Here is a 25305-nt window from a genome sequence, read left to right as displayed (position 1 = left end):
GATGACCGCGACCGCACTCAAACACATCGTGAGCACCGACACCTGGCAGCCGCTCTGCGCTAAAGCTGACCTAGTGGCATTTTCTGGCGTCGCTGCTTGGTTGAACACGTCAGAAGGCCCAGCCCAAGTGGCCATTTTCTACTTACCGAGGCAGCGCTCCCAAGGACAGGAGAAAGAACTCTACGCACTCGACCACTTTGATCCGTTTTCTAACGCTAACGTCATTGCCCGCGGCATTATCGGTGATGTTAAAGGCAGCCCTGTGGTTGCCTCGCCACTCTATAAGCAGCATTTTCGCCTTGAAGATGGCCAATGCTTAGAGGATGAGGACGTCAAGCTGCGTACCTGGAAAGTCGCGTTTAGGGGCGAGGAGGTATGGGTGGAGGGGTAACTGACAGTGGCTTTACGATGGCGTCACTCCCGGCGAGGAATAGCGCTCGCGTAGGTATTCAGGCTCAAGAAATGTTCATCTGCCCGCTGCAACGCATCGAGTGCCTGTGATCGATCATCTTCTGCCAATAAGGTGCACAGTACTTCGGAGATGGCTAAGGCGGGCGTTAACGTATGGAAAAAGCTGTCGCTTTCCGTGGGGCAAAAAATCGTCTGCTCTGACATCCCTACCAGTGGCGATACTTCACTATCGGTGATCGACAGAATCGTCAGCCCCTTGTCTTTTGCCAACTGCGTCAGTTCCAGTGTCGCTACTGCATAAGGTTTGACGGAGATAACCAGCATGACATCTTCGGGTGTGGCGCGAACGAGCGCATCGCCGCCGGTTCCCGCCGGCCCATCTAGGTGGACCGAGCGGTCCCCCAACAATGACATAACGTAATGGAAATGCCACGCCACGGAGTGGCATGAGCGCAAGCCTAGCACATACACTTTTCTCGCCGATTTCAGCGTATTAGCGATGGCTTCCAACCGTTGCAGTGAGTCAGGCTCACAGAGCCGGGAAATCTGAGCACTCAGCCCATGCAGCATATGCGCGGCGATATTGCCGTTGGCCGAGGCTCTAGCCCCCTCGTTTCGCTGGCGAACCTTAGCGGCAAAACCATCACTTCCTCGCCGCAGCGCTGCCACATAGTGCTCGCGAATATCATCGTATCCTTGCTTGCCCAGGAACTTTGCAAGCCGCGTCATGGTGGCAGGCTGCACCGCTGCATGGCGCGCCAACTCGCGCATAGAAACCAGTGCCACCTCATCAGGGTGTTCCAGCACGTAGCGAGCTGCCTGCTGGAGCTGCGGCGACATGGCATCGTACTGGGCGATAATCTGCTCCCTTAAAGGGTCGCGCTGCGGCATGCGTGTTGCCTCTTATACGGCTTGTTAAAACAGCCGCCGATTTAAACGTTACTGTTGTAAAAAAACAATGATCTATATGTTTTACTAAAAATACAAATGATTCAACTGTTGCACTCATAAATCAAACTGTGCCAATCTTCTCCTTATGGCGTGCTCACATCGCTAAGTGACCCTAAGGAACCGTTTCCATGACTCGTATTCTTCATCGCAGTATCGGCCCAACACTACCCCATGCCGCGTCGGCGCAAGGCGTCTACATTACAGACACCACTGGGCGCCGATATCTAGATGCCTCAGGAGGCGCTGCGGTCACCAGTGTGGGGCACGCTCATCCGGAAGTACTGGCGGCGATGCGCGCTCAAATTGATAACCTCTGCTACGCACACACCTCGTTTTTCACCACCGACGCTGCTGAAGCGCTTGCTGAAAAACTCGTCAATTTGGCACCTGAAGGATTGAATTACGTCTATCTCGTGTCAGGTGGGTCAGAGGCCGTTGAAACGGCGCTGAAGATGGCACGGCAGTACTTCGTGGAAATTGGTGCCCCCCAGCGTAGACACATCATTGCTAGGCGTCAGAGTTACCACGGCAACACGATTGGTGCGCTGGCAACCGGTGGCAATGCGATGCGGCGTAAGCAGTTTCAGCCCATCCTGCCAGAAACTCATCATGTCTCCCCCTGCTATGCCTATCGTGAAAAAGGCGCCGATGAATCGCCAGAGGCTTACGCTATTCGGCTTGCCGACGAACTCGAAGCAAAAATTCTGGAACTTGGCCCTGAAGAAGTGATGGCGTTCGTTGCCGAGCCCGTTGTAGGTGCCACCCTTGGTGCTGTCGCTTCTGTCGCGGATTACTTTAAACGTGTACGTGCGGTTTGCGACAAATATGGCGTACTACTGATCCTCGACGAAGTGATGTGCGGCATGGGTCGCACCGGCACGGTCTTCGCCTGCGAGCAAGACGACGTCATACCGGATATCGTCACCATAGCCAAAGGCTTGGGCGGGGGTTATCAGCCGATCGGCGCAGTGATGCTGTCCGGCAAAATTTACGACAGCTTCGCCAACGGTTCTGGCCTGTTCCAGCACGGGCATACTTACATCGGCCACCCTGTTGCCGCGGCAGCCGCTAGCAAAGTGGTTGAAATCATTGCGCGTCCCGAGACACTTGCCAATGTAAACGCCATGGGCGCGAGATTACACAGCGGTTTGGAAGACGTTCTCGGTGCATCCCCTTATGTCGGCGACATCCGGGGAAGAGGGCTGTTTCGCGGTATCGAGCTGGTTGCGGACCGGGACACTAAAACACCTTTCGATCCGAGCCGAAAGATCCACGCCAAGATTAAGCGGCAAGCCATGGCGCGTGGACTGATCAGCTATCCTATGGGCGGCACCATTGATGGCATTCACGGCGACCATATTTTGCTGGCACCGCCTTATATTATTTCCCCGGATGAAGTCGACCTAATCATTGAGCGTATTGCCGACGCCATCAACGCCGCCATCGCCGAGTGATGGCACGTCCCCTATCTGAATGGAGCTCACCCATGACGCCCTCTCCCTGCCCGCCTATTGCTGATGCCGATTGGCCAAACGAAGTCGCTGAATTACGCGAGGACTTTGCCGGTGCGCTTAATGTCTATCGCACCATGGCCCATCACCCGGCTTTACTCAAAGCCTGGGCACCTTTGCGCCAGCATGTTGTTAAGGAAAATGCCTTAGGGCCAGAATTAACCGAGGTGGTGATTCTTCGCGCGGGCCTGCGCATGGGGTCACGTTACGAGTGGGCTCATCACGTTAGCCGGGCACTCGCTCTAGGATTCTCCACTGCACGAATCGACGCCATTAGAACTCGCCCCGAAGGCGTTGATGGTCTTATCGTCGACGCGGTGGATGCATTGTTTGACCAGCGAATGCTGTCCCCTGAGCAAGAAGCAGAACTCGCAGATGCTATCGGACGCAAGGCCGTTATCGACCTAATTGCTATGGTGGGGTTTTATTCGGTATTGGGCTATCTGCTCAAGACTTACGACACACCGGTCGACGACAACATTCAACAAGAAGCGCAAAAAATGCCAACGCTATTTTCATTAACTTCGTAGACATTCCTGGCTCAGGAATCAATTCCAGCCTTATTCAGGGCAATCTGTTAATAAAATCGTCGCCTAAATTAGGCGGCGATTTTCGCTATAAACAAATCACTGACATTGCGACCACTGATATTGCTATGCTTGCCAGCCTCTTGGGTAGGTAATATTGGAGCAAACGTTCGTGAAAACAGAATCCAGCACCTTAGCGTTTTCTGCCTTTATGGCGCTGCTGATTGGGTGTGCAGGTATCACTGCGACACTGGCATCTAACTCCCAGGCTATTTTGCTGGATGGGTTATTTAACCTTATCTACTTTAGCGTAGCGCTGGTCACCATCAAAGTCAGCAAGTTAGCCAGCCGACCCGATAGCGAGTCCTACCCATTTGGCTACAGCTACTTCGAGTCGCTGGTAAATCTATGCAAAGGTTTATTGATATTAGGCGTTTCCATCTTTGCGTTGGTGGACGCCATCGCTGCGTTACTGACAGGTGGACGGGAGATCTCAGCGGGGCTTGCGGTTATCTACGCACTGTTTGCCACCGCCGCTTGCTCGCTCACCGCTTGGGTAATGCACCGCAGTCAGCGCCACGTTAGTAGCCCGCTGGTGGCTGCAGACAAGCTTAACTGGCTGGTGAACAGTGTTATCTCGGCTGCCGTGTTAGCAGCGTTCTGCTTGGTGATGCTGTTTGAGCGCCTAGACTGGCGGGGTATCGTACCTTATGTCGATTCACTGCTGGTGATGGCCGTGGTGTTGCTATGCCTTGGCGTACCGGTACGCATGGCCTCCCAGGCACTGCGAGAACTGCTCAATAAAACGCCCGATGAAACAATCGCCGAGCCTGTGCGTCAGGCGGTTGCTCGTGGACTTGCGGATATCGACACCCAGGAAGTACGGGTGCGCATGGTACGCCCTGGCCGCCTGCTATATATCATGGTCCATGTGGTGCTACCCAAAGCACTGCATGAGTCTACGCTTGCCCATCAGGATGCCCTACGCCAGCAAATTGATGAAGAAGTACGCCACATTTACTCACCGGTCGTCTGCGATGTGGTCTTCACCGAAGATGATCGCTGGGCAGCGCCTTCCTGCGGGCAGTTAGTGAAAAAACACGCTTAATCGCGCCACATTAAAAAGCGGCCTGTGGGCCGCTTAGAGTACCAGTTCTACCGTTATAAACCGCTTGAAAACATAACAGTCTGTTAAACACCAATATCGCGGTAGTGGCGGGCAACTTTCTCGATAGCGATCAGATAGGCCGCCATGCGGTAGTCGTTAACTTTCGGGTTTTCATTACGGGTGCGAATGATCTCTTGCAGCGCCAAACGCATGGTGTCGTCCAAACCAGAACGTACTAGATCAAACTCATCGGCGCCGCGGGCTAGCTCATCAGCCAGATGATCTGGCACCTTATGGCCCGTTGATTCTTCAATCGCCTGAATAATGTGCTGACCACGTGCTTCATGGAAACGTTTATCGAGCCTGCCAAAGCGAACGTGATTCAGATTGCGAATCCACTCAAAATAGGACACCACTACGCCACCGGCGTTGCAGTAAGCATCGGGGATAATCTCGATCCCCCGCTGTTGAAGAATTTTATCTGCTTCATAGGTAATCGGGCCATTGGCAGCTTCAGCAATAAGCGGCGCCTGGATATGGTGTGCATTCTCGGCATTGATAACGCCTTCCAATGCCGCTGGAATAAGAATATCGCAGACACGTTCTAACACCTTACTGCCATCTTCTTGGTACTCAGCCGCCGGATATCCCTTAACCCCACCGGTCTCAGCAATATACTCACGCACAGCCTTAACATCTAAACCACCGTCGTTAACCAAGGCGCCATCACGTTCGATGATCGCAGTAATCAAGCACTCATCTTCGGTTTGCAGAAAATGCGCGGCGTGATAGCCCACATTGCCTAACCCCTGCACCACGACACGTTTGCCAGCCAAGCTACCAGACAGACCACAACGCTGGATTTCTTCTGGATGACGGAAAAGTTCGCGCAACGCATACTGTACCCCACGTCCGGTCGCCTCATTGCGCCCTCGCACACCACCATGTTCGACCGGTTTCCCGGTTAACGCCCCCATGTAGTTGATGTCATTAGGAAACATCTGGCGGTAGGTATCTACCATCCAGCCCATTTCACGCGGCCCGGTGCCCATATCAGGGGCAGGAACGTTGGTAGCAGGGCTTAGATACCCCTTATTGATCAGCTCGCGCGCAAAACGCCGTGTAATGGCTTCCAGCTGTTTTTGAGTGTACTTGCTCGGATCAATGATCAGCCCACCCTTAGAACCACCGAACGGTACGTCGACAATCGCGCATTTATAAGTCATCAGCGCCGCCAGAGCCTCAACTTCGTCCTGATCGACCATCATCGCAAAACGAATACCGCCTTTTGAGGGCAGACGGTGATCACTATGGGTGGCTCGCCAGCCCGTAAACATTTCAATCTTGCCATCGATATCAATCGGAAATGATACCTGCACTACGCTCTGGCATACCTTCAGAGCGTTTCCAATGCCCTCTTCCAGTTCCATGATGTCGATGGCGTGATCCACCATGTGCTCGACACTTTCACGAAAAGACATACCCTGTTGGGCGAACTTAGTATCACTCATTAGTGGCGCTCCATTGCTGCGTTGTTTTTATCAGTATGATGATCAGTGCTGTTTCGGGGATAACCACGCTTCTCTTTGTGCTATAAGGTTTTAGCTGGTTTAAACTCCCTCAACTCACTGACTCTAACAAAGCCTCTACGCCAGCAACTTTCAACTATTGTTAAATAGTCTCAGCATATAAAACGCCACTAAATTTTTCGTCAGCTATTTGCTTAAAGAACCACACAGCCAGCCTAATCCATTAGCACTGGGCGGTACTCTCGTTGATTCTGGATAACTAACCAGAGTGTTGCGACAACTCCCCCCAATAAGGCAACTCCAAACAGCGTTAATGCCGCGCTATGCCCTAGCCCGGATTTCTCACAGGGTATAAAAGAAAGCGGCTGAAAGTGTTAACGTTTCAGGGCCTTACACCAAAAACCAACACCAACAGCCGCTTCCAAAATGGTACCTGAAAAGCTGACCTTCTCGCCACTCTCTCGCCGCCAAATTGAAGCCGACTTCTCCGGGGGCCACATTACGTCGGACGCCGGATTACTCCTGCTTCGTGAAGTCGATAAACAGCATCGCCTAACACGCCGCTTGGCCGCCGTGCTTCATGATCCCCGCTCACCGGAACAGGTTCGTCATAAGCTCGACACGTTGGTTCGTCAGCGGGTGTTCGGTGTCGCCGCTGGCTATGAAGATTTCAACGACCATGAGGCCCTGCGCTATGATCAGGCCCTTCAGACAGCGCTCGATGAAGAGGATACGCTGGCAGGCAAGTCGACGCTGTGCCGGGTGGAGCAGAACGCCGATCGGCAAGCAATAGTGAAGGCCCATGAGTTGCTGTGGCATCACTTCATTGAACAGCATGACGAACCACCCAAGGAGATCGTGCTGGACTTTGATGGCACCGACATCCCCGTGCATGGCGAGCAACCCGGCAAGTTCTTTAACCGTTATTACGATCACCACTGCTACTTCCCACTGTATGTCTTCTGTGGGCGCCACTTACTGGTGAGCTATCTGCGCACCAGTGACCGCAGCGACAGCCGCCATAGCTGGGCGATCCTCGCCTTACTGGTACGCTTTATCCGTCAATACTGGCCCGATACGCGCATCGTGTTACGAGGTGATAGCCACTTTTGTCGTCCCCGGATGCTGAACTGGTGTGATCGGCATCACGTCGACTACATCGTGGGAATCGCAAAGAACAGCCGGCTGCTCAAGGAAGTGGACGTCCCCATGATGCTGGTGCGCAAGACCCAATGGCAGGTGGGAGGGAAAGTAGCGGGGACGTTCCGCTTCCAGTATCAAGCCCGCTCCTGGAAATACCCACGCTGGGTGGTGGCCCGCCTAGAAGAAGGTGAGTTAGGCTCTAATCCCCGGTTTATCATCAGCTCTCGTTACGATGACGGCTTCAAGCTTTACTACGAGCAGTACTGTGCCCGGGGTGACATGGAGAACCGGATCAAGGATCAACAACTGAGCCTGTTTGCTGACCGGACCTCCAGCACGCACTGGTGGGCCAATCAGTGGCGGCTGATCTTGTCGGGCTTCGCTTATACGCTGTTCGAGCGGTTACGGACTTACCTGAAGCACACGCCCTTCGCGCGCATGAGTCCAAGCAACCTGAGGCTCAAGCTCATCAAAGTAGGCGCGGTCATCCTCCGCAATACGCGCCGCATCCGGGTGTTGATGAGTGACAGCTACCCCTATAAAACGGCGCTATCCGATCTGGTCAGGCGGTTGGTGCCGAACTGACTGCTCGGGCGCCCCCGGCCCGACGCAATGGGGGAAAGGGGGAAGTGTGTCTGAAGGACGGAAAGTGGTTAAAAAATAGCCGATGTAAGTCGAGCCAGTAGGTGTTTAGCGGTGTTACAGCCTGAGTGCGGTACTGGCTGAGGTACTATGAGAAATCCAGGCTAGGGCATCGATAAGCACTCCCGTTGTGACCACAGGAATACTGAAACCAATGTAGGCCATTAGAAAATATCCAGCGCTCGCTTGGGTAGCAGATGGGCCAGCCACGGCTAACACACCACTTAACCCACCCAGATAAATAAAGCCGTAACAGGCGCTGCTAGCCATGACCGTGCCTAGTAGTAATATGGGTAAGTGCCCCGCGATAGCTCCCCAAGCAATCAGCCCATAAGCCGGGGGCAGAATCGCAAGTCCCAATAACGTAGACCGATATGACGACAACTTTCTGGCCCAGGGTTGAAATAACACGCCACAGCTGCAAATACCGAAAACCGCGAAACCACTCCAAACGCTTAAACCATGCTGCTCTAATGCGGAAGGCAATATGGCAATTACCAACCCCACTGTGGCCCAGGCAATTAAAATCGCAAAGCCAAATCGAATAGCCCCTTTTGGGTAACTGGGCAAACGTAACATGCTGCCTTTCGGCCCACTAGGCATGCTTTTTCGCAGCGTCAACACGCCTATTAATGCCAAAGCGCTAATACATAGATATAACCACAAACTGGGGGGCGTTAAGCTAGGCGTAGTAACGATAAAAACGCTAGTCACCGCAGCCCCTAAACCGAACCCAAGCGCGCTGCTAATCGTGACGTAACTGGTAGAAGCTTGTTTATCATCGCCTTGCCATAATTGTTGCATATAGGCTGGCGCCACCGCGGATGCCAGCGCGGTCCCCACCCCAAGTAGAAAACGCGCCACGCCGAGCATTACGATGCCAGGCGCTATTAGCATCAGGGAAGTGGCCAGCATATTAAGCAGTAACGCAGTGACAATGATTGCTTTGTAACCTACCCGCTCGGCCAAGCCATTAAGCCCCAGCAATACAGGCATCACCCCTGCGACGTAACAGGCAAAAGCAATTGTCGTGGCACCAACACCAACCCCGCCTTGCGCTGCCAACGCACCATATAGCGGTGCCTGCAAATTAACGGCCGTGGTGATCATACATAGCCCGAAAGCAAGGCGGGCTGCGCTGTACTGGTTCATGCATTAACTCACTTGAGATTGCTAAAAGAACCATAAAGCTCGCACGCTTATTCAAGCGGGGTAAGATACACTGGGCCACTATTATTGAGGCACTGTTCCGATTTTTTAATGAACAGTTGATCCAGCAGGACTATATATGAAGTTAAAAGTTGATCGGCATGCCAATACGCCTATTGCACAGCAACTTGAAGAGGCGATCAGCACTTGGATTAAACAAAACAAACCTGGTAATGGCAGCCGCCTACCCTCTATTCGCTATTTAGCTGCGACACATCACGTTAGCCGCAATGCGGCTATTGAAGCTTACGAGCGTTTAATCGCGTCAGGGTTGGTCCGTTCAAAACCGGGGGCAGGATTTTTTGTTGCCGATAGTCCACCAAGTGAGCACCAAACAGTTTCCAGCCCACTGCAGGAAGTGACCAACGGGCTTTGGGGGCTTTTTAGTGCTGATGAGACGGCCCTGCCCCTTGGATGTGGCTGGTTACCCAGTCATTGGCGGGAGAGCGATGATTTAACCTATGCGATCCGCCAAGTTGCGCGCATGAATCGCGCGGACATTTTTGAATACAGTACCCCCCAAGGCCCCACGGCGTTACGGCACTTAATACAAGAGCGACTTCGGCTTTTAGCGATCACGGCAAATCATCAGCAAATTGTCACCACCAGCGGCAGCAGTCATTCGCTAGATTTATTGGTGCGCTTGCTTCTCGAACCCGGAGACGTTGTCTTCGTGGAATCACCAGGCTATTACAACCTATTTGGCCTGCTACATCTGCAACGCGTTCGTGTTATCGGCGTGCCTCGCTTAGCCGACGGCCCTGATCTTGAACGCTTAGAAGAATTACTTGCAGAGCATCGGCCAACACTTTTTTATACCAACAGCGTTTTTCAAAACCCCACAGGGGGAACGTTAACGCCCACCATTGCGCATCGCTTATTACAATTAGCCGAGCAGTACGATTTCAAACTGATAGAAGATGATATATACGCAGACTTTCAACATACGCCAAGTGCTCGCTTAGCCGCGTTAGATGGCCTTAGCCGGGTTATTTACTTGGGCAGTTTTTCAAAAAGCCTCTCCTCTTCGCTGCGCGTTGGTTATATCGCAGCGCCTTCTTCAATGGTGCAACGCATTGTCGATATCAAAATGCTAACCAGCATTTCTTCTTCACGCTTTGCAGAGCAAGTCATTACCACCATGCTTCAAAACGGTAGCTACCGAAAGCTGACGGAGCGGTTAAGTGCTAGGCTTGCCAACCACATGTCCCTGGCGCTTGCGATGCTCAAACGTGCTAATTGGGATGTTTATACCGAGCCTACCGGCGGGATGTTTGTGTGGGCAAAGCCACCGGCAGCGATAACATCTGAACGATTGAGTGAACTGGCTGATGACTGGAAAGTTACCCTGTCGCCTGGACATTTATTCTTTGCCGATCATCAACCAACGCCTTGGCGGCGACTCAATGTTGCTTATATGCAGGATCCAAGAGCGAAAGGGTTTATTGAAGGATAATTCAATAACCTATAAATCAACGTTAACCACCAAGCTCGGTTCAAATAGAGCTGGCGTAAACTCATCGGGATAACCGCCTGGGTTAGCGATGACACGCGTGCCGTTACATAAGGTATCGACGGGTTCATGGACATGGCCATGCACCCATAGGTCCATCTTGCCCATCAATTGAGGCAGGTGGGAGGCAAAAGCTGGGGACAATGCATCGCCCAGATACTGTTCGGGAATGCAGCGGTGTAAAGGTGCGTGATGGCTAATAACAACGCGTGGCCCATCAAAGGGTTGCTCAAGCTCGTTACTAAGCCAAGCAAGTGCTTCAACGTGTAATTCTTGGCTAGCTTGAGGGGTAAAGACCTGATCTGGAGCTGTTGTCACGATGCTAAAATCGGGCATGTAACGTAACGCTTCAGCGTCGGTCTCTGCTGGGTTGTGCGTTGGGTCATCGGCATAGAGCGCAAAATCAGTCCATAACGTGGTGCCATAAAAACGCACTCCCCCGATAGTCACCGCTCGATTATCTAGCAACTCAATATTGTAGCGCTTGGCTTCGATGGTGAGCTCTTCACGAAGTAGCGGCATGCAGGTACCGTAAAACTCATGGTTGCCCAGCACATATAAAATAGGCATTTCTGGAAACTGTTGTCTGGCCCAGGCAAGCCCTTCCGTTTTCTGGTGAATATCACCCGCCAAAATAATGAGATCGGCCTCTACTTCTGGCAATTCACGTCCCCCATCAAAAAACTCCAAATGAAGGTCGGATAAAATTCGCAAGCGCATAGCGTTCCTCACATTTCCTTGTGTAACGGTCGTTTTATGGCGTAAGCCGCTCAATAAATTCTCTAACATAGTGAACCACCACAGCTTCCTCTTCACGGTGGGGCACATGCCCAACGCCCGGCAGTATTTCAGTGTGTGCAGAACCTCGGGTATAGCGAGCGATGCGTTCAGGTTGGCGGTGCGAACCATACTCATCGTTTTCACCATGAAGCACCAGCGTGGGGCAGTGAACGTGCTGAAGAGCGGGCGTAAGCGACCAGTGTTCAAATGCTGGATGTAACCACGTGTCTATCCAGCCATTCAGCACCCAACGAGCTTTATCACCGTGATACTTTTCTAATTTGGCAAATTGTTCCGGCATTTGAAAGGCAGCCCGCGCCTCTTCAATACCTTGTCGCGTGCGTGGCTCATTTAACGCCTGCGCTGCAATAGTAATCACTCCTTGGCACTGCTCTACATACTGCCCTGCACAGTGCACCGCCATACAACCGCCAACGCTATGTCCCAACGCAATAAAATGCGTTAACTGAAACGCGTTCTGAAGTGCCGCAAAGCTAGTAGAGGGTTCATTGTCGATAAAGCTCAGCAGTGGCGGCGCTAGGCACGCATCGGAGCGCCCAAACCCTAGACGGTCATAAGCAATCACTCGTCGTTGGGTCGCCGCACATAGCGCTGCGGGAAAGCTACGCCATAAATCCACACAACCTAACGAGTCATGGAGCAGGACAATAGGCACGTCCGAGCGCAAATGAGACGTTTCCCAAGCACGAGTAAACAGGCGACCACGTGGGGTTGCCACCCAGCGGTCTTGGAAGATAGGCTCAGGATTGAGAGTGTCAAAATCGGCAGTTGTTGGCACCATGATATAACTCGTTGTTTTATTGATTAGTTATAGGTATGTCATCAGCATACCACTCTAGGTACATAAGATTGTGCACCGTTTATTTTGTTAACAATAGTTAAAATGCTGCACCGCAACAAAAATAGCCTATACTCTAGGTGTGTCCCAATAGGAGGACCACCTTATGATCTCTACATTCGGATTATCGACACAAGATGACGAGGTACTCGCTTTTTGGCACCGTCAAGCCCATTGGCAGCATGCTGCTAATGAAGCATTAGCGGCCTATTTCGGCTAAAAGAAGTATTTTTTATCGCCATCTCTCCCCTATAGACGAAAAGATAACAACACAAGCCGACTTTTTTAGTCGGCTTTTTTATATTATGAAAATCTTTTCCATTCAAGGATGTAGATGATCAGCCATTGATTTTGTAAGCCATTTCTTACACGCCATAGCAATTTTCCTACATCTTTAGGACTAGCTTTAAGGGCTGAAATGCGCATAGACTTTAACCCGCAGCTAACTTGCTGCGTCGCACAAAGCAAACTATGTATAACTAAACTAGGGTCACTAGAGCCCAGGATGGCTGAACCGTCCCTCAACCTCTGAATTAGGAGTACTCGCCATGTCATCTTTCGCTGCTCAAGATCAGACAATAGAAGTGGATGTGATGCAAGTTTGGGCTAATCGTGCCCAACAGCAACGCGCAGCTTTCGACGCCATCGCTGCTTATATGAGTCAGCAGTAAGCAACAACGCCTCAGCCTTTGGTTAGTTTTCGGCCTGAGGTGTTGTCGTCTTGTTTATCAAGCCAACTGCGCTAAGTAAGTGTCCTGCAAGATATACATTCGCTTCACATCGCGATATTTGCCGTTGATGAAAAACTCTTCAACCAAATGGCCCTCCTCTATGAAGCCGCTCTCCTCGTAAAGATGAATAGCTTTAACGTTCTCCACCGCCACAATCAGGTATATTTTGTGTAGGTTTAAAATCGTGAACGAGTAGTGCAGCGCTTGGCGGATTAATGACCGGGCAAACCCTTTGCCCTGATAATCTGGCGTGATAATGATCTGAAATTCACCGCTGCGGTGAATGTAGTCGATTTCAATCAGCTCGACTAAACCAATAGCATGCCCATCGCTGTCCTCTGCCACAAAGCGCCGTTCGGCGTTGTCATGAATATGCTTGTTATAAAGCTCCTCCAGCTCATCAAATGATTCGTAAGGCTCTTCAAACCAATACGACATGATGCTCTGGTTATTATTTAGCTCGTGAACAAAGCGCAGATCGTTGCGTTCCAGGGCACGGAGCTTTAGATCGGTGGCGAGCATAACTCTGTCCTTTCTCTACGTATTGAGGTTTCGCTTTTCGCGCTTATTAGACATGCAGTATGCTCGAAAAGAGTTTTTTGTCATCACAGGAGTTCCACATGATTGACCTACGCAGTGACACGGTGACTCGGCCTTCCCCCGCCATGAAAGATGCCATGATGGCCGCTCCAGTGGGCGATGATGTATGGGGTGATGACCCAACGGTCAATACGTTTCAGGAAAAGCTGGCTGAGCAGACAGGCAAGGAAGCGGCGCTGCTATTTCCAAGCGGCACACAAAGCAACCTAGTGGCGCTAATGGCCCACTGCGAACGCGGCGATGAGTACATCGTGGGGCAATCAGCCCATACTTATCGCTATGAAGGCGGTGGCGCAGCAGTGTTAGGCAGCATTCAACCGCAGCCAATTGAAAATGCCGCCGATGGCAGCCTGCCGTTAGAGAAAATAAGCGCAGCTATCAAAGCCGACGACTTCCACTTTGCGCGCACTAAGCTGCTAGCGCTAGAAAACACCATTGGCGGCAAAGTGCTGCCTACGGATTACGTATTAAAAGCCACTAACCTGGCCCGCGAACGTGGGCTGGCAACGCACTTAGACGGTGCGCGGCTGTTTAATGCCGCAGTAGCCACGGACACCTCACTGAAACAACTCTGCTTGCCGTTTGATAGCGTGTCGCTGTGCTTTTCGAAAGGCCTGGGCGCTCCCATCGGCTCTGCCTTAGTGGGCTCGCAAGCCTTGATCGACCGCGCACGGCGCTGGCGTAAAATGGTTGGTGGTGGCATGCGCCAATCAGGCATTATCGCCGCCGCCTGCCAGTATGCTCTGGAACATCATGTCGCTGACTTAGCCGACGATCATCGCCGTGCAGCACGCTTGGCGGAAGGCTTAGCGAAACTGCCTGGCGTCGAGATTACTGCTCAAGCAACTAATATGGTGTTCGCGCACTTTCCCGACGAACATGTACAGCCGCTCTCTGCTTGGCTGAAAGAGCATGGCATTTTGATTGAGCTACTTTACGCCACGCGTTTTGTTGTCCACCGTGATATTGATGATGCCGATATAGATAAAGTAATCGCCGTTATGCAGAGCTACTTCAGCCGCCTCTAGTCAGCTTGAGGTCTGTTAAAGTAGCGTAGAGCCCAGCGCTAAGTGTATTGCGATAACCGCCATCATCAGACCAATTAGCCCATCAATGGTACGCCATGCTACCGGGCGGGAAAGCCAAGGCGAAAGCGCGGCCCCGCCCCACGCCAACAGGCTGAACCAAAGAACAGAGGCAGTCGATGCACCTGCGACGAACACACCCGCGCTCTCCTGCTGAGCGCCAATGGCAGGAATTAACAATAGCGTGTCCAGATACACTTGGGGATTCAATACCGTCACGGCCAAGGTCGCCAACAGTACTCCGCGCAAGCTGCGCGCTTTTACGCTACCTGCCTCCAATCCTGCGCGCCCGCTAACAGCCCGCAGTAATGCCTGTGCAGCCAACCAGCTTAAAAACGCTACGCCTACCCAGCGCATGGCTTCCATCGCGTTCGGCATTGTCAGTAAAAACGCGCTGGCACCAAACATACCAGCGGTTAGCAAGATAATATCCGCGCTCATACACAGCCCCGCCGACCACCAGTGATGCTCACGGCGTACTGCCAACCCCAGCACGTAAGCATTTTGCGCCCCGATAGCCATGATGATACCGCCAGATACTACCAAGCCCGTTAAGTAACTTTCCCACATTGCCCTGTCCCCAGTGCCAGAATTAGCGTCGCTTTAAAGAATCGTGGCACTAAGATAGCGGGCAACCTGAATAACTAAAAATCATCCTGCTAATAGGGCATTAGTTTTGCTTATATAGAAACCGTATTGATGGTTTGGGAAATGATACAGGGTGATTGAACAGTGTCATTAGCCAGCAACGTCAGCGGGCGCTTGAGCTTGCGCCTCCAAGGCTTCAACAAGCGACTCGGCGAAGCGGAGAGCTGAGGGGAATCCTCCCCATGGCCAGTAATTTCTATTGATACTTAACGCTGTACCATCCAACCAATGCTGCCATAGCCCCGATGTAGGCAATGTTGAAGTTGAGTCTTGATCTTGCGTATAAAACGGATGAAGAACAACCTTCTGGCCTTCTAATCTAAACGCTTCCGCGATTGATAATGTACTGAACCCCCAGCCGTTAGTGGAGCCCTGCCAGGCATTCTCCAATCCGAGTCTTGTCAAGACCGCGTCTTCTAGGCTGCCAGCCCCATAGACCCGGACATGACGATCATCCCGAATTTCAACGATCAACAAAGGGTTTACAGGCCTCTCAATCTGTGTGGCTATTAGTGATAACCTAGCGTCTACAGAGTCAATTAACATTTGAGCTTGCCGTTGCTGACCGTTAAGTTCCCCCACTTCTCTAGTCAATTGTTCAAGGTTCTGCCAAATATTTAAGTTTTTTCCAAATAGCTGAATTTTTATTACATCAGTAATACGGGAAAGTTTATCCTCTAAGTTCAAGTGGGCCGGTGGTGAAATCAGAATGGCATCAGGTTCCAATGATGCCAGATATTCCAAATTGGGTTGAAACCTAAGCCCAAGCTCATGGGTATTAGGTAATAAGTGCTCTTGGTTTAACTGCCTGTAGTGCTCTAAACCAGCCATTGCCAGAGGAGGCTGTTGCAAAACAGAAAGCGTATCTGCAATGGCATAGTCAAAAGTGACTAGCTTTTTGGACTCTTCAGCGTTAGCGAATGAGGCGAATAGCGGTAAAAATATAATTAGGATAAAAATCATACGGTCTGATGGTAGTAAATTACCCATATAGATCATCAATATCTTGTCTATTTTGGCTCTTATAAAACAAAGACAGGCGGTGCAACCGCCTGTCTTTGTCTCTCTTGGTAATGACGTTACCACTGATAACTTACTGAGCCGATGATGCTCCTCGGCTCGCCATAGTAACAAGCATAAGTGCAGGACTCGATATAGGTTTTATCAGTGAGGTTAGTGGCATTCAGTGCATAAACCCAGGGACCAGTTTCATAACTTACTCGTGTGTCGATAAGCGTAAATCCAGGCACTTCTCCCTCGACCCAGGTCGCTCGGGTGGGGCCTACATAGCGAATTCCACCCCCTACCTTCAATCCTGGCAAGCCGAAATTACCGAAACGATAGTCGCCCCATAACGAGAACTGGTTATAGGGCGTATTAGCTGTTCTCCTGCCCACCTGATCTGGCGTAACGGGGCTGCTTTTCGTTGTACGCGCATCAGTGTAGGCATAGGCCGCGACCAAGTTGGCGTTGGGGCCGATCGCTGTCTTTGCTTCCAACTCAACACCACGTGAACGCACCTCGCCTATTTGCGTCTGGAAGCTGGTGTCCATCGGATCGGTGACGCTGACGTTTTCCTGTGTCAGCTCATAAGCGGTGGCGGTGAGCATCGTATCCCAGCCATCCGGCTGAAAGCGAACACCCAGCTCATACTGCTCTCCTCGCGTGGGATCAAACCGATTGCCATTACGGTCCGTGCCACTAGTGGGCTCAAACGACTGGCTGTAGCTGATAAAAGGCGCCAAACCGTTATCGGCAAGATAGACTCCCCCTACACGTCCAGTGAAAGCATTATCCGTTTCACGACTCCACTCTGTGGAGCCAAAGTAGGGTGAGGTCTCCGATTCAGTCCAGTCCTGACGCCCTCCCAATAAGAGAACCCATTTGTCAGCGATTTTCATTTGATTTTGAGCATACAAGCCAACTTGCTCGTTGCGTTGCTTGGATGACCATGCAAAAGGAACAGGTTCACCTAGCTCACCACTACCATAAACAGGATCAAATAAATCAAGCGATGACACAGTTCGGTTGTAGCGCTCTGTTTCATGGCGTTGTCGTGTGTAGTCTATTCCTATCAAGCTGGTATTGGTGGTATTGCCAGTCTGCCAGTCATATTGCAAGGAGGTATCTGAGGTCAAGCCCGATGAGGCATCGCGGCGATCCTGGGCGCTCCGGGCATAAATCCGATGATCAATACTTTGACCAAGCCCTATCTGAGGAAAATCTCGATCAGCCCGGAAGGTACGCAGGCTATGACTGAGGTGGAGGTTGTTAGAGAAGTCGTGCTTGAGCAAGTAACCAATCGAATAGCGCTCGTTATCATACGCATCAAAGCCGGGCTCTCCGGTGAAAAGTTCCCGTGGAATATCACCATTCGGATTAGAAACAATGGTGCCACTGGTAGGTAGCCCATAAACATAGGCCGTTTCGTCGCGCTGATACTCGCTTAGTAGAGTGAGTGAAGTGCTCTCGTTTGGCTGCCATTTTAAAGCAGGGGCAATATAGGTGCGATCATCCGGCACATGATCGATAAACGTATCACTATCCCGGTGCAGCATGGTCAGGCGATATGACCACACACCATCCTCATCGAAAGCATCAGAGAAATCAGCAGAGATCTGGCGACGATCATAGCCGCCCACCTCAATATTCACCTCACGCAAAGGCTCTAGGGTAGGCCGCTTACTCACAGCATTGATCATGCCGCCGGGAGCAGCTACCCCATACAATATCGAGGATGGGCCCTTAAGCACCTCCAAACGTTCCAGGCCATAGAGTTCCTGCTGCCCATCGTAGGTGTTGGCTTGATATTTACTGCCGTCACGATAATTTTCATTAATGGTAAACCCGCGCACTCTTAATGTTTCAGTGGTACGGTCAACCCCTTCCTGTCTTGATACGCCGGGAGTATAGGCTAAGGCCTCATTAAAGTTACGAGCCCCATAGTTTTGAAACTCTTCACTGCTAACTACCGAGATAGACTGTGGCGTTTCAATAATCGGTGTATCGGTCTTGGTGCCGGTCGCACTTCGGGTGGCAGCAATACCCTGTACTGGCCCGTAGGCGGTTTCCTGCATCCACTCAGCCTCAACCCGCACAGTCGAGAGTTCCACATTCGCAGGCTGTTCCACTAATCGATAGCTACCATCGGCTTCCTTAACCAGAGACAAACCACTCCCGCTGAGCAGTGCCCGCAACCCACCTTCGACGTTGTAGTCACCGGATAGCCCGCGTGTTTGCTTACCCTGGGTCAGGCTGGCATCGAAGTAGATGACTACGCCGGACTTGGCGGCAAAGTGGCTGAGGGCGTTGCCCAGGTCACCAGCGGGCACTTCAAAATGCTGCGCACCTTGCTCATCCTGTTGCTGAAGCTGTTGTTGAGACTGCTGCTGGGCGTGGGCAGTCAGTGGCAGCAGCACGCCGGGTAGTGATAGCGTGGTACACAGCATTGCGCCGCTAACCGCATGAGTGAGCCGGGATTTTGTAAATGTCGTGTGGTGCATGGGTTCCCCTCTGGTGAGCAACAAAAAAATGCGTCTTTAACCAGTAAGTCGAACGGGAAACTCCAAAGGTACCGTCATTGGCAAAAATTATTTTTCTTCGTCCACGGTCACCCAATAACGCGTACGGAAATTGACCGATACCGGGAATGATTTACTCAGCGCATGCAGCGCCTGATCGGTGTCGTCTACCCTGAAAGCGCCAGTAATACGATAATTAGCCACGCTGGGCGCGCAGCGTAAAACGCCTGTGCGGTAGCGGCTCAGTTCAGCAAGAAACGCATCCAGAGGCATGTTTTGCACCACTAACATCTGGCGTGTCCAAGCGTCATCCGCGGGTGATAGTTCTGTCGGAAGGGAAGCAGTGTCGACGGTAAAGGTAAGCTGCTGGCCGGCAAGACACTGGTTTTGAGCTCCCGAGCGAGTGGTCACTTCCACGCTGTGCTCGAACACAGCGACCTGGGTTTCTGCTTCCAGCATCCGCACCGCGAACCGCGTCCCCTGGGCTCTCACCCTGCCCTGCGGCGTTTGCACAATGAAGGGGCGCGGATTCGCGGCACTGTCACTAGCGGTGGTAACCATGACTTCGCCTGCGCGCAATATTACCAAGCGCTCGTTGGCATTAAAGCGGATATCCACAGCCGAAGCGGTGTTGAGTATCAGGCGGGAGCCATCTGCCAGCGTTAGCTGTTTGGTTGCCCCTGTGGCCGTGTGATGATCAGCAAACCATAGCTCCACGGGGGCGTGGCGGTAGGCGGCCACACCCAGAGTCCCCGTGCCCAGCATCAGTGCCAAACCTTTCAATACACTACGCCGGCTCATACTGAAGTGCTGTTCGGCACGCTCCAGTGTGTTCAGTGCCAAGTGGTTCGGCACTCGACCAAGCCGTACCTGCAATTGGTCGACCCGCTGCCAGGCCCACTGATGTATTGGGTCGCTGTCTAGCCACTGCTGCAGAGCCTGTTCGTCTGCTGGCCCGGCCTCTTCCGAACACAGGCGTGCATACCAGTGCGCAGCCGCTTGCAGCGCCTCCCGCCGAGACTGGGTCACTTCATGAGGGGCTGTGGAAGCCAAAGGTTACAGCCCCGCTTCCAGTTCATAGAGCAAACACGCCTCGGTAGCCTTGGCCATGTATTTTTTGACTGAGCTGAGCGATACACCCAATTCATTGGCAATATCTACGTAGCGCATCCCTTGTAACTGCGATAACAAGAAGGCTCGCCGTACTTTGCTCCCCAGGCCGCTGAGCATGGCATCCAGTTCGTGCAACATTTCCAGCATGATGGCCTGCTCTTCTAGCGAAATGGCAACCGATTCCGGCTGCAAGGCTAGGCTTTCCAAATAGGCCTTTTCCAGCGCGTGGCGTCGGAAATGATCAATCAGAACCCGATTGGCGATGGTCGTCAGAAAACTTCGTGGCTCTCGGATAGCCTCAATTTGGAGTTCGGCATCGCTGCGCCCCAGAATGCGTACAAAAGTATCCTGAGCAAAATCCGCCGCCTGCTGCGAACAGCCCAAACGGCTACGCAGCCAGCCAAGTAGCCAGGGGTGGTGGTCGGAATAGAGGATATGTACCTGCTCGCGCAGTGGGTATTTCCCAGACGGCATGGTTACTTTCAGGCCTCAAAATCATGCAAATGATAACTATTTCCATCATACTGAGTGACCCAGGAGGATACAAGCCCTTGCCATGGGTTTGTGAGCTTATGTATCTGGCGAGTTCGCCAGATAGCGCTAATGGTTGGATGCGACTTTCACTTCGATTCGAAGGCACTTTTCAGGTTCGTGATAACCGCGACACTAGCTGTGCGCCAGCCTTCCCCCCCTAGGCTAAAAAGGCCCCAAAAAAGACCAAAAGCTTGCACAGCCAACACGTGATTGCTCCCATTACACCCAGCGTATTAGCAATATCAAAACCTGTAGGGAAATAGATTGCGTTAAAGTGCAGTGGGCGTTTCCAGCGCTTCAACGAGGGATTCGGCGAAGCGGAGGGCTGAGGGAAGTCCTCCAGCGATCCAGAAAGTGCTAGGAAGCACAATGACATCACCGCGTCTTACACTGGGCAGGTAACTCCATAAAGCAGTACGAGCTATTTGCTCCTCGAGACCAGCTGAATTATAGGATCTGATAATCACTAATCTGGCCTCAGTATCGAATAAATTCTCAACGCCTACTTGGGCATACCCCCACTGATTAGTTGCACCTTTCCAGGCATTGCACAGCCCCAGTTGCTGAGAAACAGCATGCACAAAACTATTATCGCCAAATACACGGATATGTCTTTCATCCAGTAGCTGTATGAACAGCAAAGGCGTACAGCCTTTCGTGACATGCTCTCTCAGGCTGGCCAACCGAGCCTGAGTTTCTTGGACAAGATGATTTGCTTGCTGCTGCTGTTCGGCTACTTCACCAAGTTCATATGTGAATTTTAATAGCCCGTCCCAAACATTGTTTTCTACCGTATAAGGATAGTTATCAACAACATGAACTGGAGCAATGGACGAAAGCTGTACATCCTGGTTAGCTTGCCAAGGTGCAAGTAAAACCCTGCTAGGCAAAACTTGTTGGAGTAGTTCCATATTCGGCCCTGGCAGCCCAGACTCAATCACATGAGAGGATTCGTAGGTATTGCCTGTCCAGAAATTGAAGGAACTCTCTTGCGTAACGATGACAGGAGATACGCCTAATTCAATCAGCGTCTCAGCGATTGGAAGATCAAAAGCTGCGACAGCTGAAGATGTGTTTGCTTGGGTTTCTATAGAGTGGGTACCAGGAAAAGCCACAAAAGCAACTAAAGTTGTACATAACATTCGAAAAATATTTATTAACTTAAAAATAATGATCCTCCCTTTCATCAATCGCTACAGCTGATAAAAATCACTAATAATGCAACACCCCTTTCATCTCGATAAAAAAGAGAAAACACATTGCATTAGATTACAACTCTGACAAAAGACATTGGGAGGTTGCCTATTTAACAACCTCCCATTTTTAATCAGTAACTATAATTTAGGTTGAATGTAAAGTTGCGAGGATCTCCATAGTAATTGTGTCTAGTGTTAGCTCGAACCGTCGAATAATATTTTTCATCAGTAAGATTATTCCCCTTAAAGCTAACATCAAAGTTCTCATTGAAGCGATAACCTAATTGAGCTGAAAGTAAGGTATAGCCACCTTGCTCCCAGCGATTAGTGCCATCTTCGGCATAAATACTGCTGACAGTGTTAACACCAGCACCAATACGCCATCCTTGGTTGGCATCGTCAGAGAAGCGATAACGTGTCCAAAGTTTGAAGTTATGCCGTGGTGTATCAGGTGATAGCGATAACCCCTCCAGACTTGCATCACGTGTATACTCAGTATCCGTATATGCGTAACTGGCACTTACATCTAAACGTGGTAATGGACTGCCGGATATCTCTGCTTCAAAGCCACGGCTGCGCGTCTCTCCAAGCGGGATAGAGAAGGCAGAGTTATCGGGGTCTGTGTAGGCTCGGTTCTGATCCTCAATATTGAATACGGCAAGATGCCAATTGAGTTCGCCGTCGGGTGATCCACCCTTTATACCCGCTTCAATTTGTTCTCCTGTGCGTGGCTCGATAATCTCACCGCTAGATTCGACCTCTGTTTGCGGCTGAAAGATATTTGACATGCTTGTATAAAAGTTAATGCTTGGGGTTATTTCATAGATAGCTCCGTAATAAGGAGTGAATTCGCGACCACTGCCAGCTCTATGGCGCCCCCAATCTCCCTCAGCAAGGTCTGATGTGATGTCATACCAGTCAAGGCGTCCGCCAGTAACGAGTGTCAGGCGTGGTGTGACAGACCAGTTAACTTGCCCATACAGGCTCTCTTGGCTCAAGTCAGAACTGACATATCCAGGATAAAGAGAATATTCATCCGGTTCTGGCAGTTCGTGGGGAGAATAAATGTTTTGGAGGGAATGCTGATTAAGATAGTCACCTTCTCCGTAAGCATACGGGGTGTAGCTGTCGTTCTTATTGTAGCTGGCCCCCAGAGTGGTAGCATGTTCGGCCTCGAATAGATTGAATGGAGTCGTTAGTCTCGCCTCCAGCGATTCACTCTTAGTTCGATTAGACCAGGAGCTATTACGTGTCAACATATCGCCTGAATCTTCATCAAGCACTAGAGCACCTTCACTGCTTGTGACATTCATTCTATATGTTTCGATCTGGTTAGCTTTTAAACTAAAGAAGCCGCCATTATTAAGATAGTGTTTTAGATCAGCAAAATAGCGTGTCGCATTTGCGTGCGAACGATCCCATGACGAACCGAGATAGGTTGAGCGGTCAACATCGAATAAGTTGCCGTTGCCGGCTACGGGCAAACCAGAATGCGGACGGGAGTCCTCTGTTTGTCTAGCGACGCCGACCGATAATGTGGTATCAGGGGTAAAGTCGTACTCCAGCGTGCCGTAGCCAATAGCATTTTGTGCATTAACCTCATCGACGAACGACTCTTGTTCATCGTAGACCCCCACAATTCTGCCGCGTAGGCTACCACTCTCGTTGAGCGAACCTGTGACGTCAATTGTGCTTCGATAGGCGTCCCAAGAGCCGGCAGACAACGACATATCGAAGCCGAAATCCCGCCGGGCGCGTTTGCGTGCCAAGTTGACAGTGCCACTGGGTTCGCCGCTACCCGTGAGTATTCCCGTAGGTCCCCGCATAACCTCAACACGATCATAGAGAGCCGTGTCGTAGAGGCCCGTATTAGCTAATGAGCCATAAGGTGCTTCAACACGGCTTCCATCCAGCATAAGAGAATCAATATCATAGCCGCGGGATCTGAGTTGATACTGATTTGATCCGTATGACATTACACTAATGCCAGTAGTCTGCTCCATCGCCTCTTTGAGAGAGGTTAAGTTTTGATCGTTGAGCCTTTCGCGGGTCAATACACTGACAGACTGCGGAATATCCTTGATGGCCTGTTCGCTCAAACCGATAGTGCTGCGATCAGTGGTAAAGGAATTGCTGCTCTCTGTTGCCGCAGTGCTATGCCAGTCAGCCTCCACCTGCATCGTCGACAACGACACATCCGTTACCTGCTCTGCCAACCGGTAACTACCATCCCTCTGCAGGGCTGCCGTTAAACCCGTTCCATCCAACAACCGCTCCAGCCCTTCATTAACGCTGTACTGACCTTGCAGGCCAGGGCTTTGGCGCCCTTCTCCCAGCTCGCCAGCGCCACTAATAAACACACCCGCCTGGGCAGCGAAGCGGTTAATTGCCGTGCTAACCGGACCGCTGGCAATATCATAGTGGCGTGCTTGCTGCTGAGTGACTTGAGCGATGGCGGGCTGCGATAGCAGCGGAGCTGCTAATAGCCCAGCGGTGGCAAAATGAACCGCCAGCGTCAAGGCGCGGCGGTTAAGCGTCGGTTGGGGCTTGGCAGTAAGTGGTCGAAGTGCCGTGCGCTGTTGGAGCATGTTGGTTCCCCTTGCAGATACGTTTTAAGTGCTTATAAAGGGGAATCGAACCAGTGCGAAAAAGGGGAACCAGCAAAACCAATTTTTTCTCTTTTTATTCCTCGCTGGAGCTTGTTTCGTCTGCCTCTATTTTGATCCACCAGGGCATGATTTGGCGCACCTTCACCGGTAGTGTGGTCTCGACCATGTTCAGGGTGCGCTCTAAATCATCGAGCGGGAAAGCGCCAAGTAGGGTGAGGTTCGCCACCTCTGGGTCGACCTCTAGGCGGCCGTGGTGATGCTGGCTCAGCTCCGCTGCGAAGGTCTTCAGCAACATATTTTCAGCCAGCAACACACCATTGGCCCAGGCGGCCCGGTTGCCGTCGGCGGGGTTGAGTTCGCCAATGCCGTTAGCGGCATAGCTGGCCTGCTGCCCAGCGTCGACCACCTGGCTGGCATCGCCGTGAGTCTGAATAGCTACCGCGCCTTCGAACACCGACAGCAGTTCGTCGGCTTGGCGTTGGCGCACGCTAAAGTGGGTGCCCAAGGGGGTCAGCCGCGCGCGTCGGGTATCCAGGTAAAAAGGGCGTTCGGGGTCTTTGCCGGTCTTAATCAGCACTTCACCCGCCACCAGTTGCAGTCGGCGCCGCTGATGGTCGTAGTCGACATCTAACGCCGAGGCGCTGCTTAGCCATACCTGAGTGCCATCCTCCAATTCGATGCGGGTAATTTCACCGGTGGCGGTGTGATAATCAGCGCCCCACTGCTGTACTAGTCGTGGCAGCGGTGTGCTTTGCCAGAGCGCTGCGGTGAGTACAGAGACCAGCGCGAAGCTTGCCAGCCCACCCAACAGGTGACGACGCCCCCGCCGCCGTTGTCGCGCCAGGCTAATCACGCTGTCAGCGGTTTGACGCTCATCCTTGCCTAGATTGTCAGTGAAGCGGCGGCTAACGCCTTCCACCTGTTGCCAGGCCCAGCGATGGGTGTCGTTGGCATCCCACCATGCCTGCCAGCGTTGACGCTCAGTTGCCGACATCTCTCCCGCTTGCCACTCGGCAAACCACTCGGCGGCCTCCGCCAACGCACGACGCTTGGCGGCTTCATCGGCGCTAGCCGCAGAAACCATT

21 protein-coding genes are annotated in these 25305 nt (G+C 51.8%); 7 read left to right on the top strand and 14 right to left on the bottom strand.

Features of this window, described 5'->3' with window-relative positions; translation table 11 throughout:
- The first annotated feature begins 1 nt into the window (after position 1).
- A complete protein-coding gene (nirD, locus tag NDQ72_04815) occupies positions 2 to 391 on the top strand; it encodes a nitrite reductase small subunit NirD (GenBank protein WKD29276.1) in 390 nt (129 codons plus the stop codon).
- Between the two features lie 23 nt (positions 392 to 414).
- Here nirD and NDQ72_04810 read toward each other — a convergent pair whose 3' ends face one another.
- Positions 415 to 1302 (bottom strand): MurR/RpiR family transcriptional regulator, encoded by an 888-nt coding sequence (locus NDQ72_04810; GenBank protein ID WKD29275.1) that lies wholly within the window; start codon positions 1300 to 1302, stop codon positions 415 to 417.
- Positions 1303 to 1490: 188 nt separating this feature from the next.
- On the opposite strand from NDQ72_04810, the gene NDQ72_04805 reads away from it, so the two are divergent.
- The 3 genes from NDQ72_04805 to NDQ72_04795 all read left to right on the top strand — a co-directional run bounded on the left by NDQ72_04805 (position 1491) and on the right by NDQ72_04795 (position 4508).
- The gene (locus tag NDQ72_04805) at positions 1491 to 2816 is read left to right on the top strand and encodes an aspartate aminotransferase family protein (GenBank protein WKD29274.1); all 1326 of its coding nucleotides are present in this window, start codon (positions 1491 to 1493) and stop codon (positions 2814 to 2816) included.
- Between the two features lie 32 nt (positions 2817 to 2848).
- A complete protein-coding gene (locus NDQ72_04800) occupies positions 2849 to 3403 on the top strand; it encodes a carboxymuconolactone decarboxylase family protein (GenBank protein WKD29273.1) in 555 nt (184 codons plus the stop codon).
- Positions 3404 to 3572: 169 nt separating this feature from the next.
- On the top strand, positions 3573 to 4508 hold the full coding sequence (locus tag NDQ72_04795) for a cation diffusion facilitator family transporter (GenBank protein ID WKD29272.1): 936 nt from the start codon (positions 3573 to 3575) through the stop codon (positions 4506 to 4508).
- A gap of 83 nt (positions 4509 to 4591) precedes the next feature.
- Here NDQ72_04795 and NDQ72_04790 read toward each other — a convergent pair whose 3' ends face one another.
- Positions 4592 to 6019 (bottom strand): Glu/Leu/Phe/Val dehydrogenase, encoded by a 1428-nt coding sequence (locus tag NDQ72_04790; GenBank protein ID WKD29271.1) that lies wholly within the window; start codon positions 6017 to 6019, stop codon positions 4592 to 4594.
- Positions 6020 to 6463: 444 nt separating this feature from the next.
- Between NDQ72_04790 and NDQ72_04785 the strand changes: the two genes are divergently transcribed.
- Complete coding sequence (locus NDQ72_04785) at positions 6464 to 7765, top strand: IS1380 family transposase (protein WKD29270.1); 1302 nt, start codon at positions 6464 to 6466, stop codon at positions 7763 to 7765.
- Between the two features lie 114 nt (positions 7766 to 7879).
- Here the strand turns inward: NDQ72_04785 and NDQ72_04780 are convergent, their stop codons facing one another.
- A complete protein-coding gene (locus NDQ72_04780; GenBank protein WKD29269.1) occupies positions 7880 to 8974 on the bottom strand; it encodes an MFS transporter in 1095 nt (364 codons plus the stop codon).
- A 136-nt stretch (positions 8975 to 9110) separates the two neighbouring features.
- On the opposite strand from NDQ72_04780, the gene NDQ72_04775 reads away from it, so the two are divergent.
- Complete coding sequence (locus NDQ72_04775) at positions 9111 to 10487, top strand: PLP-dependent aminotransferase family protein (GenBank protein WKD29268.1); 1377 nt, start codon at positions 9111 to 9113, stop codon at positions 10485 to 10487.
- 9 nt (positions 10488 to 10496) lie between these two features.
- On the opposite strand, the gene NDQ72_04770 is transcribed toward NDQ72_04775, so the two are convergent.
- From NDQ72_04770 to speG, 3 genes are all read right to left on the bottom strand, one after another.
- A complete protein-coding gene (locus tag NDQ72_04770; protein WKD29267.1) occupies positions 10497 to 11264 on the bottom strand; it encodes a metallophosphoesterase in 768 nt (255 codons plus the stop codon).
- Between the two features lie 34 nt (positions 11265 to 11298).
- A complete protein-coding gene (locus NDQ72_04765; GenBank protein WKD29266.1) occupies positions 11299 to 12126 on the bottom strand; it encodes an alpha/beta hydrolase in 828 nt (275 codons plus the stop codon).
- Between the two features lie 785 nt (positions 12127 to 12911).
- On the bottom strand, positions 12912 to 13436 hold the full coding sequence (gene speG, locus NDQ72_04760; GenBank protein WKD29265.1) for a spermidine N1-acetyltransferase: 525 nt from the start codon (positions 13434 to 13436) through the stop codon (positions 12912 to 12914).
- A 98-nt stretch (positions 13437 to 13534) separates the two neighbouring features.
- Here speG and ltaE point away from each other — a divergent pair, with 98 nt between their 5' ends.
- Positions 13535 to 14542 carry a low-specificity L-threonine aldolase gene (gene ltaE / locus NDQ72_04755; GenBank protein ID WKD29264.1) on the top strand — a complete coding sequence of 336 codons (1008 nt, stop codon included), beginning with the start codon at positions 13535 to 13537 and terminating at the stop codon, positions 14540 to 14542.
- Between the two features lie 15 nt (positions 14543 to 14557).
- On the opposite strand, the gene NDQ72_04750 is transcribed toward ltaE, so the two are convergent.
- From NDQ72_04750 to NDQ72_04715, 8 genes are all read right to left on the bottom strand, one after another.
- Positions 14558 to 15169, bottom strand: coding sequence for a LysE family transporter (locus NDQ72_04750; protein ID WKD29263.1), 612 nt, complete (start codon positions 15167 to 15169; stop codon positions 14558 to 14560).
- 168 nt (positions 15170 to 15337) lie between these two features.
- Positions 15338 to 16237 carry an ABC transporter substrate-binding protein gene (locus NDQ72_04745; GenBank protein WKD29262.1) on the bottom strand — a complete coding sequence of 300 codons (900 nt, stop codon included), beginning with the start codon at positions 16235 to 16237 and terminating at the stop codon, positions 15338 to 15340.
- 89 nt (positions 16238 to 16326) lie between these two features.
- Positions 16327 to 18750: a TonB-dependent siderophore receptor gene (locus tag NDQ72_04740; GenBank protein WKD29261.1), complete on the bottom strand. Its 2424-nt coding sequence runs from the start codon at positions 18748 to 18750 to the stop codon at positions 16327 to 16329.
- An 87-nt stretch (positions 18751 to 18837) separates the two neighbouring features.
- On the bottom strand, positions 18838 to 19821 hold the full coding sequence (locus tag NDQ72_04735; protein WKD29260.1) for a FecR domain-containing protein: 984 nt from the start codon (positions 19819 to 19821) through the stop codon (positions 18838 to 18840).
- A gap of 3 nt (positions 19822 to 19824) precedes the next feature.
- A complete protein-coding gene (locus tag NDQ72_04730; protein ID WKD29259.1) occupies positions 19825 to 20355 on the bottom strand; it encodes a sigma-70 family RNA polymerase sigma factor in 531 nt (176 codons plus the stop codon).
- Between the two features lie 329 nt (positions 20356 to 20684).
- Positions 20685 to 21602: an ABC transporter substrate-binding protein gene (locus NDQ72_04725; GenBank protein ID WKD30348.1), complete on the bottom strand. Its 918-nt coding sequence runs from the start codon at positions 21600 to 21602 to the stop codon at positions 20685 to 20687.
- A gap of 140 nt (positions 21603 to 21742) precedes the next feature.
- Positions 21743 to 24199 carry a TonB-dependent siderophore receptor gene (locus tag NDQ72_04720; GenBank protein WKD29258.1) on the bottom strand — a complete coding sequence of 819 codons (2457 nt, stop codon included), beginning with the start codon at positions 24197 to 24199 and terminating at the stop codon, positions 21743 to 21745.
- A gap of 94 nt (positions 24200 to 24293) precedes the next feature.
- On the bottom strand, positions 24294 to 25304 hold the full coding sequence (locus tag NDQ72_04715) for a FecR domain-containing protein (GenBank protein WKD29257.1): 1011 nt from the start codon (positions 25302 to 25304) through the stop codon (positions 24294 to 24296).
- Position 25305 lies beyond the last annotated feature (1 nt).

Origin of the sequence: Halomonas sp. KG2 (assembly GCA_030440445.1) — a bacterium.
Classification (GTDB): Bacteria; Pseudomonadota; Gammaproteobacteria; order Pseudomonadales; family Halomonadaceae; genus Vreelandella.
This window is presented reverse-complemented; position numbering and strand designations above follow the sequence as displayed.